At 47.5% G+C, this 17,820-nt stretch carries 17 protein-coding genes; 9 read left to right on the forward strand and 8 right to left on the reverse strand.

Going from position 1 to position 17,820, the window contains the following annotated elements; translation table 11 throughout:
• The first annotated feature begins 216 nt into the window (after window positions 1–216).
• From aqpZ to K0H60_RS15350, 3 genes are all read left to right on the forward strand, one after another.
• Window positions 217–912 (forward strand): aquaporin Z, encoded by a 696-nt coding sequence (gene aqpZ, locus K0H60_RS15340; protein ID WP_220056258.1) that lies wholly within the window; start codon window positions 217–219, stop codon window positions 910–912.
• Window positions 913–1,067: 155 nt separating this feature from the next.
• Complete coding sequence (locus tag K0H60_RS15345; RefSeq protein ID WP_011717908.1) at window positions 1,068–1,448, forward strand: DUF2750 domain-containing protein; 381 nt, start codon at window positions 1,068–1,070, stop codon at window positions 1,446–1,448.
• A 19-nt stretch (window positions 1,449–1,467) separates the two neighbouring features.
• On the forward strand, window positions 1,468–1,923 hold the full coding sequence (locus tag K0H60_RS15350) for a hypothetical protein (RefSeq protein ID WP_220056259.1): 456 nt from the start codon (window positions 1,468–1,470) through the stop codon (window positions 1,921–1,923).
• Window positions 1,924–2,049: 126 nt separating this feature from the next.
• On the opposite strand, the gene erpA is transcribed toward K0H60_RS15350, so the two are convergent.
• Window positions 2,050–2,400, reverse strand: a complete 351-nt coding sequence (gene erpA, locus K0H60_RS15355; RefSeq protein ID WP_011623639.1) for an iron-sulfur cluster insertion protein ErpA — start codon at window positions 2,398–2,400, stop codon at window positions 2,050–2,052.
• Window positions 2,393–3,199 carry a DUF6776 family protein gene (locus K0H60_RS15360; protein ID WP_011717910.1) on the reverse strand — a complete coding sequence of 269 codons (807 nt, stop codon included), beginning with the start codon at window positions 3,197–3,199 and terminating at the stop codon, window positions 2,393–2,395. The genes erpA and K0H60_RS15360 overlap by 8 nt, the downstream gene beginning before the upstream one ends.
• Window positions 3,200–3,273: 74 nt before the next feature.
• Here K0H60_RS15360 and K0H60_RS15365 point away from each other — a divergent pair, with 74 nt between their 5' ends.
• From K0H60_RS15365 to nhaD, 4 genes are all read left to right on the forward strand, one after another.
• Window positions 3,274–4,998 (forward strand): chloride channel protein, encoded by a 1,725-nt coding sequence (locus tag K0H60_RS15365; RefSeq protein ID WP_220056260.1) that lies wholly within the window; start codon window positions 3,274–3,276, stop codon window positions 4,996–4,998.
• A 191-nt stretch (window positions 4,999–5,189) separates the two neighbouring features.
• On the forward strand, window positions 5,190–6,209 hold the full coding sequence (locus tag K0H60_RS15370) for an aspartate carbamoyltransferase (protein WP_011717911.1): 1,020 nt from the start codon (window positions 5,190–5,192) through the stop codon (window positions 6,207–6,209).
• Window positions 6,210–6,235: 26 nt separating this feature from the next.
• A complete protein-coding gene (hemL, locus tag K0H60_RS15375; protein WP_220056261.1) occupies window positions 6,236–7,528 on the forward strand; it encodes a glutamate-1-semialdehyde 2,1-aminomutase in 1,293 nt (430 codons plus the stop codon).
• An 818-nt stretch (window positions 7,529–8,346) separates the two neighbouring features.
• A complete protein-coding gene (gene nhaD, locus K0H60_RS15380) occupies window positions 8,347–9,594 on the forward strand; it encodes a sodium:proton antiporter NhaD (RefSeq protein ID WP_041412728.1) in 1,248 nt (415 codons plus the stop codon).
• Between the two features lie 63 nt (window positions 9,595–9,657).
• Here nhaD and K0H60_RS15385 read toward each other — a convergent pair whose 3' ends face one another.
• Both K0H60_RS15385 and K0H60_RS15390 read right to left on the reverse strand, forming a co-directional pair.
• Window positions 9,658–10,761: a general secretion pathway protein GspB gene (locus tag K0H60_RS15385; protein WP_220056262.1), complete on the reverse strand. Its 1,104-nt coding sequence runs from the start codon at window positions 10,759–10,761 to the stop codon at window positions 9,658–9,660.
• A complete protein-coding gene (locus K0H60_RS15390) occupies window positions 10,761–12,449 on the reverse strand; it encodes an ExeA family protein (RefSeq protein ID WP_220056263.1) in 1,689 nt (562 codons plus the stop codon). The genes K0H60_RS15385 and K0H60_RS15390 overlap by 1 nt, the downstream gene beginning before the upstream one ends.
• Before the next feature lie 174 nt (window positions 12,450–12,623).
• Here K0H60_RS15390 and K0H60_RS15395 point away from each other — a divergent pair, with 174 nt between their 5' ends.
• Window positions 12,624–13,874 carry a multifunctional CCA addition/repair protein gene (locus tag K0H60_RS15395; RefSeq protein WP_220056264.1) on the forward strand — a complete coding sequence of 417 codons (1,251 nt, stop codon included), beginning with the start codon at window positions 12,624–12,626 and terminating at the stop codon, window positions 13,872–13,874.
• 234 nt (window positions 13,875–14,108) lie between these two features.
• Window positions 14,109–14,375 (forward strand): Lpp/OprI family alanine-zipper lipoprotein, encoded by a 267-nt coding sequence (locus tag K0H60_RS15400; protein WP_011623648.1) that lies wholly within the window; start codon window positions 14,109–14,111, stop codon window positions 14,373–14,375.
• 623 nt (window positions 14,376–14,998) lie between these two features.
• On the opposite strand, the gene K0H60_RS15405 is transcribed toward K0H60_RS15400, so the two are convergent.
• The 4 genes from K0H60_RS15405 to folB form a co-directional block, all read right to left on the reverse strand.
• A complete protein-coding gene (locus K0H60_RS15405; protein ID WP_220056265.1) occupies window positions 14,999–15,838 on the reverse strand; it encodes a putative RNA methyltransferase in 840 nt (279 codons plus the stop codon).
• An 84-nt stretch (window positions 15,839–15,922) separates the two neighbouring features.
• On the reverse strand, window positions 15,923–16,723 hold the full coding sequence (locus K0H60_RS15410) for an undecaprenyl-diphosphate phosphatase (RefSeq protein ID WP_220056266.1): 801 nt from the start codon (window positions 16,721–16,723) through the stop codon (window positions 15,923–15,925).
• Between the two features lie 18 nt (window positions 16,724–16,741).
• Complete coding sequence (folK, locus tag K0H60_RS15415; RefSeq protein WP_220056267.1) at window positions 16,742–17,245, reverse strand: 2-amino-4-hydroxy-6-hydroxymethyldihydropteridine diphosphokinase; 504 nt, start codon at window positions 17,243–17,245, stop codon at window positions 16,742–16,744.
• 55 nt (window positions 17,246–17,300) lie between these two features.
• Window positions 17,301–17,651 (reverse strand): dihydroneopterin aldolase, encoded by a 351-nt coding sequence (folB, locus tag K0H60_RS15420; protein ID WP_023266748.1) that lies wholly within the window; start codon window positions 17,649–17,651, stop codon window positions 17,301–17,303.
• Between the last annotated feature and the right edge of the window lie 169 nt (window positions 17,652–17,820).

A 17,820-nucleotide genomic window follows, 5' to 3' on the forward strand; every position in this document is an offset into this window, starting at 1 on the left:
ATCTAAACTCGCTAAAGTGATTGTTAACTAAGCAGTAAATACACAACTGACTCACTGTGAAGGCCAACTCGTGCCTGCACACTCTTGGCGCGCAAACATATCAATTAAGGGAATGGTTATTTATCTAGCTCGACTTAACCAGCAAGATAAACAAAGGTTTATGCAAAGAATGCGAAGCGTATGTCCGCATAAATCGACTGAATAGGAAATCAATCAATGAATATGTCACAAAAAATGGCGGCAGAATTTTTGGGCACTCTGTGGCTCGTTCTCGGCGGCTGCGGCAGCGCTGTGCTGGCGGCAGCCTTTCCAGAAGTCGGCATAGGCTTACTCGGGGTGGCGTTAGCCTTTGGTTTAACGGTTCTGACCATGGCGTTTGCCATTGGTCATATTTCAGGTTGCCACTTAAACCCCGCGGTATCCTTTGGACTCTGGGCTGGCGGACGTTTTCCGGCATCGGAGTTGCTGCCTTATATCATTGCCCAAGTGGCGGGTAGTATTGTCGGCGCGGGTGTCTTGTACGCAATCGCCTCAGGGCAAGAAGGTTTTAGTCTCGCGGCGGGCTTTGCTTCTAACGGCTTTGGCGAACATTCCCCCGGCGGTTACAGCATGATGTCGGTGTTAATCTGCGAAATCGTGATGACCTTGTTCTTCTTATTGGTGATTTTAGGGGCGACCGATGAGCGTGCACCTAAAGGCTTTGCGCCGATTGCGATTGGTCTGTGTTTAACCCTTATACACTTGATCAGCATTCCCGTATCAAACACCTCGGTCAATCCGGCTCGCAGTACTGGCCCTGCGCTTTTTGTTGGCGATTGGGCCGTATCACAACTGTGGATATTCTGGGTCGCTCCTATCGTAGGTGCCGTTCTCGCCGGTATGATTTACCGTTATTTCAACGCTGCAGAGTAATTCCCCGCTAGCAACAGCGCCTTCGCGGCGCTGTTGTGCTTTTTCAAACCCCGCTCTAATGTTACCATCTTGCCAACTGGTGAGTTTTGCTGTGCTGACGCTATACATGAGTGGCACAACAGGCTTCGCCCTATTCACGCATAAGAGATATTTTCATGAGCAAGACTGTTAAAACCTTTGCAGAAGCCGCTGGCATGACTCCAGAAGGTCGTTACGATTACCTCGTTGAACAAGTTAAACAACACAAAGTGTTATGGACGCTACAGGACCAAGATGGTTGCGTCATGCTGACCACAGAAGATGAAGATTGCATCCCAATGTGGCCAACCGAAGAAGCGGCCGAGTCATGGGCAGTCGATGACTGGAGTGACTGCCAAACCTTAGCGATTCCCTATGATGAATGGCATGAAAGATGGGTGCCTGGCATGGAAGAAGACGATCTGTTCGTTGCCGTATTCCCTGTGCAAGATGACTTAGGTGTGGTCATTCCACCCTATGAATTAGATCAACGTTTAGTCACTAAACAAAGCCACTAATCCATAAGGGCAAACCACAATGTCGCTGAACGAGCAAGAATCCTCTTTGGCAACACAGGCTACGCCGCCCTTTGCTAAAGCCCGTTTACCTAAACGCTTAATTGCCTTGCTGCTACTCTATGTCGCAGCATCGGTAAGCGGCTTAATTGCCAAACAAGGGGTACTTTTCTGCCTGTTAACCCTATTGATGGTGCTCGGGATTATCGGTCGCCAAAAGGCTGGGTTGATTATGTTAAGGGGTTACACCTTAGTGCAATTGGCGCTAGTCAGCATGTTACCTGTGATCCTTTATGATCCTGATAACCTAGTCGCAGGGCCCACCACAGTGCATCTTGGCGAGTGGCAAGAAAAGCTGCCCGACTACGTGATTTTTATCGTGTTGATTGTCTTATCTTTATTGCAGGTGTGGGTGGCATTCGATAAGAAAGTGAAGGCTTGGTTTAAACCTAAGCTTAATCTGAATATTATGAATTAACTCCAAAGCAAGGCGATTACGCCTTGCTTTGCCAATACTAGCAGCACAGGAAAGACCAACAAAAAAGCCGTCATTTCGACGGCTTTTTTATCTTCTATATCAGTTCACTACATTCGTAGAACAAACTTACACAGAGAAACTTGCGCCACAACCACAAGTCGTTGTCGCATTTGGGTTCTTCACAAAGAAACGCGAACCTTCGAGACCAGAAGTGTAATCCACTTCACCGCCAACGAGGTATTGTAAGCTCATGGGATCGACGACCAATTGGACGCCTTGCTTCTCAACGGTGAAGTCGCCTTCGTTGACCTTTTCATCAAAGGTAAAGCCGTACTGAAATCCAGAACAACCACCACCCGTCACATACACACGTAGTTTAAGTGCAGGATTTTGCTCTTCTTCCAACAAGCCTTTTACCTTAGCGGCTGCCGCATCGGTAAATTTGATAGGCATTGCTGCGTCAGCTTGATCAGTCATTACTACCTCTTACATCAGTTTTCTGGGGCAAATTATCCGTTACCTGACTATTTTGTTCAAGTATTACCCGCGGTTCTTTTTCACCCTGTAAAAGCTCAGGGACACTATAGACATGCTCTGTCTGCGAATTTTTGGTCCAGCGGCTCGAAGGCACCACCACTTTGACTTTGACCTGCACCACATTAAACCCTGCAGGCACAGTAACTTTGGTATCTATGACCTGAAAATAGCGAAAATCAAATTCGAGCTTAGAACCCGTGAGTTTGTTCACACTTAACTCAACGGATTTTCCGTCTTGCACACCAATAAGGGTGATTTCGGTACGACCTTGAATAGCCTGCTTACGCTTTTGCAGCTGAGTCAAAATCAACTTGAAATTATACTCGTCTGCCAAGGCACCCGGTGTCATCTCCAAACCGTGGATAGCCACCCCTTCGGCATTGTCATCCGGCGACATAATACTGCGATAAAAGGCTAATTCGTGCTCTAGCTCTTTTTGCTTTTTCATCTGCTGCGCAAACATATCTTGCATTTGCGCATTGGCTTCACGCTCGACAGATAATTCTAAATTGCGGGTCGCGAGTTCCTGGGTTTGCGCCTCAAGTTCGGCGGTAACACGTTGCAGCTTACCGCCGCCAATATGCTTTACGACGGGCTCGTCACTGTTGAGCACAATAAAGCTCACCCAAGCCCCTAACAGAAATGCCACTAAGACTAACGACAATAAATACTTGGTCGATGGACGATACTTTAAATCCATGACTTGCAGCCGATCTAGCCAACGATGATAATTTGGCATTAGGTAACAGCCCCTTATATAAAATACAATCAACTCAAGAACGAGTTCGATACAATACAACTCAGGCCAATGCAGTGCAATTAACGATAAATAAAGCCGCGATTCAAGACGCCATCAGCACAGCTAAAAAGTACTTAACTAACGAGCTGCGCGATCATTTATCCCAAGCCAAGATCAGTGCGCAGTTGTGCTTACTGGCCTTGCTATTCGCCATCTTCGCCTCCTGCGTGATCCTGTTGTTTCGACTCTTGCTCCTGTGGGCGAACCATTACACCCAAATCGAGACGCTGGATTTTACGGGTAACATCGCCGACTGGCGAGCCCTGTTGCCACTTTTTGGTGCCTTGTTGATCTGGATTGTCGCCAAACTCGGCTCCAAACGTTACAGGCGTATGGGGATTGCCTATGTATTACATAGAGTTAAATTGCACTATGGCAAAATTCCACTGCAATCTGCCGCAGGGCAATTTTTTCAAGCCCTGTTTGCCTTAGGCACAAATTTCTCGGTGGGCCGTGAAGGCCCCGCCATTCACCTTGGCGCCGTAAGTGCCAGTGTTTTGGCCGAAAAATTTAATCTTCCCGATAATAGTGTGCGGATAATGTGCGCCAGCGGCATTGCCGCAGGGATTGCCGCCACCTTTAACGCCCCGCTAGCGGCAGTGATTTTTGTACTCGAAGTGATAGTGCGCGAATACAAGGTACATTACTTCTTCCCGATTATGCTGTCCGCCATTTGTGGCGCAGTTTCCAGCCAGCTGGTTTTTGGTAATGTGCACGAGTTTGACCGTATTCAGGTGATCCATATTCCATTAGATCACTATCCCATTTTAGCCTTGGGCGGCATTGCACTCAGCTGCGCCGCCGCCTTCTTCAACTACGCGCTCCTTAAAGTCACCGCCACTGGGCAAAACTGGCCACTGATTTATCGGCTATTACTTGCGGGCAGTATCACTACGCTGATTGGCTTAATCTTGCCACAAGCCCTCGGCACTGGGGATTTGGCCATCAGTGAAGCCATCAGCGAGCACCCTAGTTTATTGCTACTCATCGCCCTGCTTGCAGCCAAGATTATCGCCACCATAGCGGCAATCGGACTTGGGATCCCAGGAGGTTTGATTGGTCCACTCTACGGTATTGGCGCCTTGATCGGTGCCATCTTAGCTTTAGTTAGTGCCATTCTATTCCCTTCGATTGCGCCTTACGTTGGCCTCTATACGGTTATCGGCATGACGGCGATGATGGGGGTTTGCCTCAGTGCGCCGCTCGCCGCCTTAGTGGCGCTACTTGAGATGACCAACGATGCCAGTATCATTCTGCCAGCGATGTTTGTGACCATTCCCGCCTTCTTAATTGCCTATCAAGGTTTTAAAACCAACTCTATTTTCTTCAAGCAGTTAGAGATTATGGGCTTAGGCTATAAAGTCGCCCCGGTGAATCTGGCGCTACAGAAAAAAGGCGTGCGCGCCCTGATGGATAAACGATTTGTTATCGTCAACAACAACGACGAGCTGCTGCTCGAAGTGTTAAAGCGCGCCGAAGGTCGCCCAGTGCTAGTGCGTAACGCCGATGGGGTGATCGAAATGCTCAGCCTTGAGATGCAATCCTACGATGACAACATCACCCTCTCACGCCATCCTATGCAGGGGCTGAGTGACACTAAAACCCTCGATGAGGTGTATAACTTGTTGTCGCCCAAACGCAATGGTGAGGTATTTATCTACCAAGACACCCCAGACAACGTGGTGGGAGTGGTCAGTTGGTCGAACCTACAACAGGAAATTCGCTCCGGCCAAGTCTAAGTTCTGCAAAGATGGGCTTAGATTCACAAAATCCTGTATTAGCTGCCTAAAAAATCCATGGGAGGGCGCGGCGACTATTTCGCTGCCCCTGTGCATCTGTTACAATCGCGCCTCAGCCACCCTACATATACATCAGGGCACAAAGCGCGACATTGCACTTTAACGCCCCCTAGCAATTGGAAAACAGGCTGATGAACCAGTTCGAAGGATCTCATATCCTCTCCGTAAACCAGTTAGATCTTGATTCAATCCAAACTATTTTTAATGTTGCCCATCGTATGATGCCCTATGCACTTCGTGAGAAGCGCACTAAGGTGCTCGAAGGCGCCATTTTAGGTAACCTGTTTTTCGAGCCTAGTACCCGTACCCGCGTGAGTTTTGGCTGTGCCTTTAACTTACTCGGCGGCCATGTGCGTGAAACCACAGGCATGGCCTCTTCGTCCTTATCTAAGGGCGAGTCTCTGTACGATACCGCACGTGTACTCTCGACCTATTCCGATGTGATTGCGATGCGCCACCCCGACTCTTATTCGGTGAAAGAGTTTGCTGAAGGTAGCCGCGTTCCAGTAATCAACGGTGGTGATGGTTCGAACGAGCACCCGACCCAAGCCCTGCTCGATTTGTTCACCATTCAAAAAGAGTTAGGCCATGCTGGCCGCGGTATCGATGGCATGCATATCGCTATGGTCGGCGACTTAAAATTTGGTCGTACCGTGCATTCCCTGTCGCGCCTGTTGTGCATGTATAAGAACATCAGCTTCACACTGATTTCGCCAACTGAATTAGCAATGCCTGACTATGTGATCTCCGACATTGAAAATGCTGGCCATAGCATCAAAATAACAGACCAGCTTGAAGGCCACTTAGATAAAGCCGACATTCTTTATCTGACCCGCATTCAAGAAGAGCGCTTCCCATCCCAGGAAGAAGCGAACAAATACCGCGGAAAATTCCGTTTAAATCGCAGTATTTACACCCAACATTGCAAATCTAACACTGTGATCATGCACCCGCTGCCACGGGATTCGCGTGCGCAAGCTAATGAGTTAGATAATGATTTGAACAGCCATCCTAATCTCGCTATCTTCAGACAGGCGGACAATGGACTGCTAATTCGTATGGCACTGTTTGCATTGACACTCGGCGTAGACTCGCAGCTCGAAAAATACGAGTGTCCCGTTAATTGGTATTCACGTAAAGCCGATCGCTAATCGGCTACTTACTTTAAGGACTTAACATGACCCGTTCCGAAGCGCTATTTGAACAGGCTAAAAAAACCATCCCCGGCGGTGTTAACTCTCCGGTTCGTGCATTTAACGGTGTAGGTGGTTCGCCGCTGTTTATTGAAAAAGCTGATGGCGCTTATATTTACGATGCCGATGGTAAAGCTTATATCGACTATGTTGGCTCTTGGGGCCCGATGATTTTAGGCCACAACCATCCGAAGATCCGTGAAGCCGTATTAGCTGCGGTGCACAATGGTCTGTCTTTTGGTGCACCAACCGAGCTTGAAGTGCAAATGGCTGAGAAAGTCATCGCCATGGTGCCTTCTATCGAACAAGTACGTATGGTGAGTTCAGGCACTGAAGCCACCATGAGTGCAATTCGTTTAGCGCGCGGTTTTACCAATCGTGACAAGATCTTAAAGTTTGAAGGTTGCTACCACGGTCACGCAGACTGCCTATTAGTTAAAGCAGGTTCTGGTGCTTTGACCTTAGGCCAACCAAGCTCTCCTGGTATTCCTGAAGATTTCGCCAAGCACACCTTAACCGCTGTGTATAACGATCTCGATTCAGTTCGTAGCCTGTTCGAGCAATATCCGACTGAAATCTCTTGTATCATCATCGAGCCTGTCGCAGGCAACATGAACTGTATCCCGCCTATCCCAGGCTTCCTCGAAGGTCTGCGTGCTATGTGTGATGAGTTTGGTGCGCTGCTCATTATCGACGAAGTGATGACAGGTTTCCGTGTATCAAGAAGTGGTGCTCAAGGCCACTATGGCGTTACTCCTGACTTAACCACACTGGGTAAAGTGATTGGCGGCGGCATGCCTGTAGGTGCATTTGGCGGTCGTAAAGAAGTAATGCAGTTCATCGCTCCAACGGGTCCTGTGTACCAAGCGGGTACCCTGTCTGGTAACCCCATTGCGATGTCAGCGGGTCTAGCGCAAATGGAAGCCCTGTGTGAAAAAGGTCTGTACGAAGCGCTAAGCGCGAAAACCAAACGTATCGCCGAAGGCTTTAAAGCAGCGGCCGATAAACACGGTATTCCAATGGCCATCAACTATGTCGGTGGCATGTTCGGCTTCTTCTTTACCGAGCAAGAGCAGATCACGCGCTTCGACCAAGTGACTAAGTGCAATATCGAACACTTCCGCACTTTCTATCACGGCATGTTAGATGAAGGTGTTTACTTAGCACCGAGCGCCTATGAAGCAGGCTTCCTGTCGATGGCCCATGGCGAAGAAGAACTGCGCCTCACGCTAGAAGCAGCGGACCGTGTATTAGGTCGTATGAAAGCGGCAATGTAAGCGATAGCTAAAAACACTAAGGGACGCATTTGCGTCCCTTTTTATTGCTTGGCGTTTGAACAGGCTATTGCGTGAGCCTTGACTCCATCAATAGCTATCGGATCGTTTCGAGCCTAAAGCGGATTTAAATACCACCGCCGCGACTAAGACCTGTAAAGTCAAAGTGATATGGTCAACCATCAGGCTAGGATTATGTAATATTCCTAATGCGATCAGCTGCTTGCCACTATATGTTAACCACACTAATGAGCCTAATAACATCAGACTGCGGAGCACAAATGTCATTTTGCGTTATCCTTAAGATACAACATCCAGTGTCTTAACTACTAAAGTGGCACAAGATACAGCTCACTTTCTATCCAGTCAATATTTTGACTTGGTCATTTTTGTGACACAGCTAAAGAATCCCGCACTCAGCACCGTAAACAGCACAAAATCCGATCCTTCGCCTCTGTGACTGCATTTTCGTGCAATATTTCCTTCATAAAGAAAAATTAATTGCGGGATCGGCAAAATAACTGCTTAGACTTTAATCGTAGATCTTACTTTACAGTCCTTTGGCAATCTCAACTAAACAAGATAAAAAACTACACATTAAAAACTAAATAGTGTTTAACGCTAAAACACAACCATTTTCACTGAGACCAATATCACAAAATGACGCAAAACCGAGTTACAGCTAACAGTTGCGTTATTCACCCCATTATGTTCTGATCCGCACGCATTAACACGGCAAGCTTAATTTAGCCTTGATAATGCCACTCAATAGCTCGCCTTTGGCTTGCCACGACATTAAAACAGCAGTTGGAATTGCAGTTATGTTATATACCTTTCTGATCATACTGGCGGTGCTTGCATTGCTCAGTATTATTTTCGAAGAAGTCACCCACCTTAATAAAGCAAAAACCACCTTATTCTTTGGCTGTATTTCCTGGGTAGCACTGTTTATGGCTGCCGGAGACGCCAACCATGAGAAATTGGTTGCCCATCAACTCAATGAAAACTTGCTCGAAATTGCCACCCTGTGGCTGTTTTTGATGTCGACAATGACCTTTGTGGCCTATCTTAACGCCAAAGGTATGATCCAAATCATGGTGCAGAAGCTGTTCCCGCAGAAGGTTTCTGTACGTTTGTTAATGATCCAAGTGGCCTTATTCGCGCTTATCCTGTCGGCTTTCTGTGATAACGTCACCGCGACCTTAGTATCTTTAGGCTTGTTAACGACCTTTAAGCTCGAAAAGCAAATGCGCCGCAGAATGGCGGTGTTGATTATTTTCGCCGTGAACTCTGGCGGTGTCGCCCTGATCACCGGTGACGTTACCACCCTGATGATCTTCTTAGGCGGCCACGTACACATCTCCGAACTGTTAATGCTGTTTATCCCATCAGCCGTGAGTGTGATTTTACTGGCAACGCTGTTCTCATTGAAGGCTGAAGGCGTGGTGTCCACCACCCCAATTAAGCACAGCTATCAAACCGTGGATCTGCTAATTGCCTTAGTGTTCTTCTGCACGATTCTGATGACCATGCTGCTGAACATTCTCTTCGGTATTCCACCAGTACTGACCTTCCTAACCGGTCTGTCGATTATGTTCCTTATCGGCCACACCACCCGCAGTGATAAAGAAGAAATCAAGATCCTCGAATATATTCGCCAAGTCGAATACGATACCCTGTTGTTCTTCCTAGGGATTTTACTGCTGGTTGGTATGCTTAAAGAAATCGGCACCTTAGATATGCTGACCGAAGCTTACAGCCTGTTTAATCCAAACATCTCTAACTTCGTTACAGGTATGGGTTCAGCCCTTATCGATAACGTGCCATTGACGGCTGCGCTGCTTAAAGCAGAGCCAGTACTCAACACCCCAGAATGGTTAGGCTTAACCTACAGTGTGGGCGTGGGTGGTTCACTATTAGTGATTGGTTCGGCTGCGGGTATCGTCGCCATGAGCAAAGTAAAAGAGCTGACTTTCGTAAGCTACCTGAAATATGTGCCAGCCCTGTTCCTATGCTATAGCGTGGGTTACGCCCTGACCTTATTCTTGGCTTACAACTTCTTCGCTTAAGTTTTGATTTTAAGCGATAAAAAAGGCGCCTATCGGCGCCTTTTTTGTTTGTAATATAACAAGTTAAATCGCAGGCACCCTAAACTGCGTGCCTTGAATTTCGAGCACTACATCCCGCGGGCGAATCGCAATAATCTTTAACTTGCCCCCTATCTGGTCGCCTTCCTGTAACTCTGCGCCATCAACATTCAACCAACGCTGACTCGCATCCGTCGAATAAACGTGGGCAACAATATTAAATTCAGGAACTTGAAGCTGTAACCCTGCGGGCAGTTGCCCATATTTAGGAATATCGTCGTTTTCGACCTTAGGAATAGGATCAAGCTTGGGCTCTGTTACCGGCGTCTTAGCCGCTTTCACATATTCCACATCCTTGAGCGCATCCTGAAAATTCGCGACTAACTCATCTTCTTTGCGGCTCTGCGCCGTTTCTAAGCCCACATCGGCCGCCGCTGCATTAACTTGCTCACGCAGTGCCTCGAGTGTCGCTAAGCCCTGACGATTAGCATTAGCGCCCAGCATAATAGGCTCTGACTCGCTCGTATCCTGTGGCGCAACGTTTTCGACAGAGGGTTGCTGCCTTCTAGTCGTTTCATCTAAGGCGGCAGACGTCGCCAGATAGTCATCGTAGCTCGGATCCGCGCTGGCTGAAGCGGATGCCGTAGCAGCCGGAGTCGAACTCATGTTGGGGTTCTGATAAGACTGCACGTTTGCTGGCGCTTCATTTAATACCTGCTCCCTTGGCAGTGCCACTTTGCCCGCTAATCGAAACCCTGATGATTCTGCTGAGGTTTGCCCTGCTCCACCAGTTTGCAACGCAGCGTTAGTAACGGCACCTGATGAGGCGCGAACACCTTCGGCAGATTGCTGCACGGCGGAGCCTGTCTGCGGCGTGTTTTCAACCTTTCTATCAGCCATGCTTGGATTGATACTACTGCTAGGCGCCGCATTTACTATCGGCATCGCATTTTGCTGTTGCCAATTCGCCACGCCCCACGCCACACCCACCCCCAGCGCCACCGCAACGGCGAGTAAGGATAATTTGGCCACTGGGAATGCAGGTTTACGCGCCGTAGGATAACTTGCCCTTGGCGTTAATACCGCATCGGGTAAGGGCGAAGTTTGTTGCTGCTTATTACGGGTTACCGCATCGAGTAAAATGGACATTAACTCTGCGCTCCATTATCGGTGAGGCGCGGTCCCTGATCACTTAAATACAAATTCAGTCTCACTAAGGTTTGATTACCTGCAATACCGTCGGCCTTCAAACCATGTTGGCTTTGGAAAGCTTTCAGATCGTTCTCTAATTTCAGATCGAATTGAGACACTCGGCGCGAAGGTCGGTTCGCTACATGGGCAAGGGCGTTTTCAAGCCATTGTAATTGCCCGGGACTCGACTTCTGGCTGATTTCCAGCATAGGTAAATTAGGCGCCTGCCAGAGGATCTCAAAGGTGCCGCTAAAGTGTTGATTGAACCAGGCCCTATCGACCCAAAGCTGCTGCTCGCCCAACTGCATCAATAACTGATCAGCATCGACGGCTATCACGGCGCCATAAAAATCTTGTTGATTATCATCCACTAAATACACAACCGCAGGATAATTTAGCCTTGTGAGCGACATCCAATTGCCCTGCTGTTGATAGCAGGAAAGCCCTTGTTCAAGCGCCGACTGGCACGCGGTAAGGCCTTTAAAGGGGACTTTCCCCCACACATTAAAGAGGCCTGCAAAGGCGGTATCGATACTGCGGCTTTGCTTAATAGCCTCCTGCAACACCCGCACACTCGGATCCGGCGCCGCAAGCGTTTGCGGCTCGCTAGCCACTGGCGCACTCTGGGTTGCAGCCAGTGTTTGCTCCGGCTGAATACTATTAGCTTGAGTCGATGCTTGAGTCACTGCTGGTGTCGTTTGGCTCGCTTGTGTCGCAGTCGAGTTAGCCACATTGGCAACCGCAGGGCTTTCGGTAAACAACCAATAAGACACACCGAAAGCCACAACCAATGCCGCCGCAATAGCGCTCGGCCACAAGAGTTTATTTGGCTGTGGTTCTTCTTCCCCGAGAACCTCGGCCGCCGCTTGTCTCACCATATGGTGATCGATTGGTACCTTAGATTGTGCATAACCCGCCATCAAAGCGCGTTCACACAGCAAGTTAATTAACCGCGGAATGCCGCCGCTGTATTTGTGCAGCACTTTAATCGCTTTACGGGTAAATAGCGGTTCAAAACGACCCGCCACCTGCAAACGGTGCAACACATAGAGTGCAATTTCATCTTCATTAAGAGGCAATAGATGATAACGAGCGGTGATGCGCTGGGCTAACTGTCTAAGCTCTTGCCGTTTAAGCAGCAATTGTAGCTCGGGCTGACCAATTAAGATCACCTGCAGCAGTTTTTTCGTGTCAGTCTCGAGATTGGTGAGCAGCCTTAACTGCTCTAATACTTCGGCGCGTAGATGCTGCGCCTCATCGATGATCAGTACGGTATTGCGGCCTTTCTCATGATTGGCCAGTAAAAAACGACTCAGATGGTCTGTGAGTTGTTTAAGAGTCGGGTTTTCACCATAGCTGATCTTTAATTCATCACAGAGTGTGGCGAGTAATTCCAACTCCGTCAGCGAAGGATTTAAGATAAAAGCCGTATCAGTATGATCGGGTAATTGCCCAAGCAAACAACGAGATACTGTCGTCTTCCCCGTGCCGACCTCCCCCGTCAACAACACAAAGCCCCCAGTTTCACCCAGTCCATAGGTCAAATGGGCTAAGGCCTCTCTGTGCCTGTCACTCAAAAATAAATAATGGGGATTGGGTGCAATCGAAAAAGGGTTATCACTGAGTCCATAAAAGGCCTTGTACATACCACCAATCATCCTAAGCTAAAAATAACGCCCCACGTTAAAACGTCCCAGAGATATTGTCAAAACATCCGCAACATGGATGTGACATCCCAATAAATATCTGCATCCAAATTCGCCTCGCCATCGCCTCATCATGTTAAGCTAGCTTTATGACACACTAGCTAAAATATTCCTGTGAAAATTTATTTAGTGGGCGGTGCTGTACGAGACAGCCTGCTCAATCTCCCAATAAAAGATAAAGATTTTATGGTTGTCGGTGCCACTCCGGAGCAAATGCAGCAGTTAGGCTATCGCCAAGTGGGTAAAGACTTCCCGGTCTTTTTGCATCCTAAAACCCAACAAGAATATGCCTTAGCGCGAACGGAGCGCAAAGTCGGCCTCGGCTATGGCGGCTTTAGCTGCTATGCCAGTCCGGATGTCACCCTAGAGCAAGACTTGCTGAGACGCGATTTAACCATTAATGCCATCGCCCAAGATGAGGCGGGTAACTTGTACGATCCTTACCATGGCGTCGCAGATATCAACGCGCGTCAGCTACGACATGTGTCGGCCGCCTTTGCTGAAGATCCGCTCAGAGTATTAAGGGTGGCCCGCTTTGCGGCACGTTTTCATGACTTAGGTTTCGAAATTGCCGCTGAAACCATGGTGTTAATGCAGCATATGAGCCAAACCGAGGAGTTAACAGCGCTGACGCCTGAGCGCGTCTGGCAAGAAGTCGATAAGAGTCTTGGCGGCCCTCACCCAGAAGTCTTTTTCGAAGTGCTACGCCAATGTGGTGCCTTAAATATTCTGTTCCCTGAGATTGAGGCGCTTTTTGGTGTACCTCAACCGGAAAAATGGCATCCAGAAATAGACTCGGGTTTGCACACTATGTTGGTGTTAGCCCAAGCCAGCTCTCTGACAGAGGAAAAAGCCGTGCGCTTTGCCGCCCTAGTACATGACTTGGGTAAAGCATTAAGTCCTAAAGAGCATTGGCCTAAACACCATGGTCATGGACAGAAGGGTTTACCCGTCATAAAAAGTCTGTGTGAACGCCTGCGGGTCCCGAACGAATATCGCGATCTGGCACTCTTGGTGAGCGATCAGCACCAGAATGTTCACCAAGCTTTTGAGTTAAGAAGCGAAACCATCATCAAACTCTTCGATAAAGCCGATTTTTGGCGTAAACCAGAACGGCTGGAGCAACTTCTATTAGCCTGCATCGCCGATATGCGTGGCCGAACCGGATTCGAGCATCATGCCTATCCACAAGGTGATTATCTTTCTGCTTGTTTTTCAGCCGCCAATACAGTCGATGTGAAGGCTATTATTGCGGCAGGTTTTCAAGGTGCACAGATAAAACAGGCGCTCAATTCGAAGCGGATAGAGGTCGTTAAGCAAGTGAAACTCAACTGGCAGCAATCCCAAGCCAAACAAACGCCATAAAATTGTAATATTTTTGTAAATGCGACCACACTTTCTGGTAAATACAGTGCCATTTTTCGATGAAAAAGGCCGATATAACCGTGAAAAAACGCTTTTAAAAAAAATTTATATGTCTATAGTGGTTAAACGCATTAATATTCGTAGCAAATTAAAATAGCTATGTCATAATTAGGCAGTTTCGATTCCAAAGTGACGAAACATTCAAATCCAACCTATTTTAAGGGATTTTTTACAATGAACAAAAAAGTACTGATGATTGCTGGTTTAGCAATGACTGCCCTACTAGGTGGTTGTGCAAACACTACTGCTCTGGAAGAAAGCGTTGCAACTCTGGGCAACAAAGTTGATCAATTGTCAGCTGATGTTAGCTCTCTGAAATCAGAGCAAAGCAAACTGTCTGCAGACGTTAAAGATGCTAAAGCAGCAGCTATGGACGCACAAGCAGAAGCTAAGCGCGCTAACGACCGTCTAGACAACGTTGCTTCTCGTTACAAGAAGTAATGATAAGTAATTAACCTGTAATTCAGCAGGTTAGCATAAAAGGCTTGAGAGAGATGAAAGCGAATAGCACATCCATCCAAGCCTTTTTTTATGGCCTCAGTTAATCCAAGCACCAATCTTATCTTTAATCCCCCTCTCTCATTTAAGCCTGCACTTTCTCGTCTCTTTAGCCCTTTACACTCACCATCTCTTTAAAACTCATTCGACTTGATGGCATTGTCTATTCAACACAGAAGTGAACCACACATTTGTTTTAAGCGGATTTGAGTTTTAATCTCATCCATAAACTTAGATTTGAAGTTTTGTTAATCCCGATGAATCTTTTTACTTAAAACTTTATTTTTGCCCCAGTGTTATCGCTAGCATTTTAAAGAAACTGCAACGCGACAAACTGAGGCTATTAGGGAAACAAAGGCAATAAAAGGGTAATAATTGTGAGAGACAAAAGCGTAATAAAGATAAAGTTTAAGGGACGCCGTTTCGCATTTACATTAAAACAACATAAAAAGCTCGATTAGTATCATAGACTTGCGCAATTAGCCCTATTCAAGCACTCAGAAACGCATTCCCTAAGCTAATGAATAGATTAAAAAACATCCTATTTAATTTTGTATTTTGGCCAGTTAAGACTCAATTAAAGACTTCTGCGCTAAGACCAAAACAAAATCAATTTCCAGCACACCGAAGGCTTTCGTCCGAATAAGGTGTTTGACTTGTTCAGAGGCGCGCCACGCATAGGGTGTCATATCCAGCAAGACCAGCGCTTGTTCACCCGTGACAGACAAACTAAATTGCAATCGCTGCTGCTCTTTGACAATTAATCCCGAAGGCAAATTAATTTGGGGAGTTTTTTCAGTCAGTTCTGGATAAATACACTCCCTGATTTGCCACAAATGCCGCGCACCTGGGATCACCTGTAATATCAAGCCCTGATCTTTCAGTACTCGAACGCATTCCTTCCCCTTCAACGGCTTATCGACCACAGTGATAAGGTCAATGCAATTGTCGGCAAAAGGCAGCACTTTTGAGGTGCTTAAGCACAGTGTTGCAGGGGTTTGCGCTTTGGCCGCAGCAAAAATAGTATTTTCTGCGTCCGCTACGCCGCTGTACTGGACGTTTAGCTCGTTTGTGAGATTAGGTAGCGCAGAAGCTAAAGCACGCAAATAGAAGCCGTCAGCGCACTCGTAGTCCAATAGGCAATCATCCGCTTTGAGATAGGGGGCGAGCATCGCCGCCATTTTTTCAACTAAAGGTGAAAAAATCCCCGACTCAAGCAAGAAGCGCTTTGCCCGCACTTGCTGACGGGAGTCGCCAGTCGGCTTTTGCCGTGCCGGTTTAGTAAAAATCCAATAACCCGCTTCGTTTTTATCAAAATGATGCTTATTTGCACAGTAAAAACCTTGGGATGCCTGATGCTGCATCAGGGCCGAACCACAGGTAGGACATTGAAATTGAAGGCCCATAACTTACTCCGTTAACGAAAATCCGCGCCTAAAAACACAAAAATCGGGTACTAGACCCGATTTTTTAGTCATGACGCCCCTGTATTATAGGAAGATAAATCCACATAACACAGCACCGAGGATGAGACGATAAATCACAAATGGCGTCATCCCCATACGGCTGATGATTTTTAAGAAATAGTGAATACACAGATAAGCGGCCACAAATGAAATCACAGTGCCAAGTGTCAGTGCTTGATAATCAATGGGAAGCGGGCTTTCAGCCAAATCTTTACCCACTAAAATCGCCGCGCCCAAACTGACAGGCACAGACATCAAGAACGAGAAACGCGCAGCGGCATCGCGGCTAAGGCCTAACATCAGCGCGGCCGTCATCGTCGCGCCCGAGCGTGAAGTACCAGGGATTAACGCCAGCGCCTGAGCAAAACCAATTAATAACGCCTTGCGCCAACCCGTTTGATAAACCGTTAAGTCACGGCGCGACATCTTATCTGCCCACCAGAGCAGCAAACCAAAGACCACTGTCGTCACGGCGATCACGCCGGCGCTGCGTAAATGGGTTTCGATAAAATCTTTGGCGATAAAGCCAAAAAACACTGCGGGTAAAGTAGCAAGAATGATCCACCAGGCTAACTTACTGTCATAGGAATGCTGACCTTTTACCATGCTGGCAATCCAGGCTTTGAACATGGCCCAGAGTTCATTACGAAAATAAATCACTACGGCGAATAATGAGCCCGTGTTCACGGCAACGTCGAAGGATAAGCCTTGATCTTCCCAGCCTAAAAGCTGTGCGGGTAGGATAAGGTGCGCCGAGCTAGAAATGGGGAGGAACTCTGTTAACCCTTGAATTAACGCTAAAATAATTACCTGAAACGTATCCATGACAATCCTATCAATCAATTAAAAAGTGAGCCCATGAGGCCATTCAAAGGCTATCGGCCACAGCTTTTGCGACGCTTTATCATATTCATCCCACATTACGGCATAGGTTTTCTGCTGCAATGGGTGAACCAAATTGGGGGCGATTTCCGCTAAAGGCCAAAGCACAAAAGCATTAGTGACAATTTCGGCGCGGGGAAGTACCACAGGGGTCTGACAAACGACCTCATCATAAAGCAATAGGTCAATATCTAAGGTTCTTGGACTAAACTTTTTGGCCCCCACCAACCGGCCGTGATTTTGCTCGATTTGCTTAAACTGCGCAACTACCTCAGCAATATTCAAGCTCGTTTGTGCACAGGCCACCATGTTTAAAAAGTTAGTGCCATCAAACCCTACGGCTTCACTCTCATACATAGAGGAAAGTTGCAGTGGACCAAAGTGCTCTCGTAATGACTGCAAGCCCGCCTTTAGATAGCGAGAAGGTTCTATATTACTGCCTAAACTAATGTATATACGTGCCATACCCATGTCCGAACCGTCTGCCTAACTAAGCTAAAACCCGAATCTACAGTAACGATTAGCGTGAGCGTTCAATCTCAACCCCAACGGCAGCAGCCGAAGGCACCGCGCCGGGTTTCATCACCACGACTTTCACCCAATTGACCTTAAACTCGTTGAGCACACATTCAGCCACTCGCTCGGCAACGGTTTCGATTAACTCGATGGGCTTTTCGGTGACGAGCTGAGTCAGGCGGTTCGAAACCGTCTCATAGCAGAGCGCGTATTGATAGTCGTCGCTTGCCGCGGCGGCTTTATTGTCCCAAGCCATGTCAAGATCCAAAAACAGGCTCTGCTGAATTTTCTTTTCCCATTCATAGACGCCAATCACAGTATCAATACGTAATTGTCGAATAAGCACTTTATCCATACTAATTCCTACTAACTCATACCAATGAGGTCTGATAAGCTAAACGCGATAGAGTCTGTATAATCCGCCGTTCGATGGAACGACTAATTTACTTTCTACTCGGACCAATCCGAAGTAGGATAACGCCCAAATGGATTTGTTCGTTCAGAAACTATCGCAACTTGATAAG

It is taken from the genome of Shewanella mangrovisoli (assembly GCF_019457635.1).
Classification (GTDB): domain Bacteria; phylum Pseudomonadota; class Gammaproteobacteria; order Enterobacterales; family Shewanellaceae; genus Shewanella; species Shewanella mangrovisoli.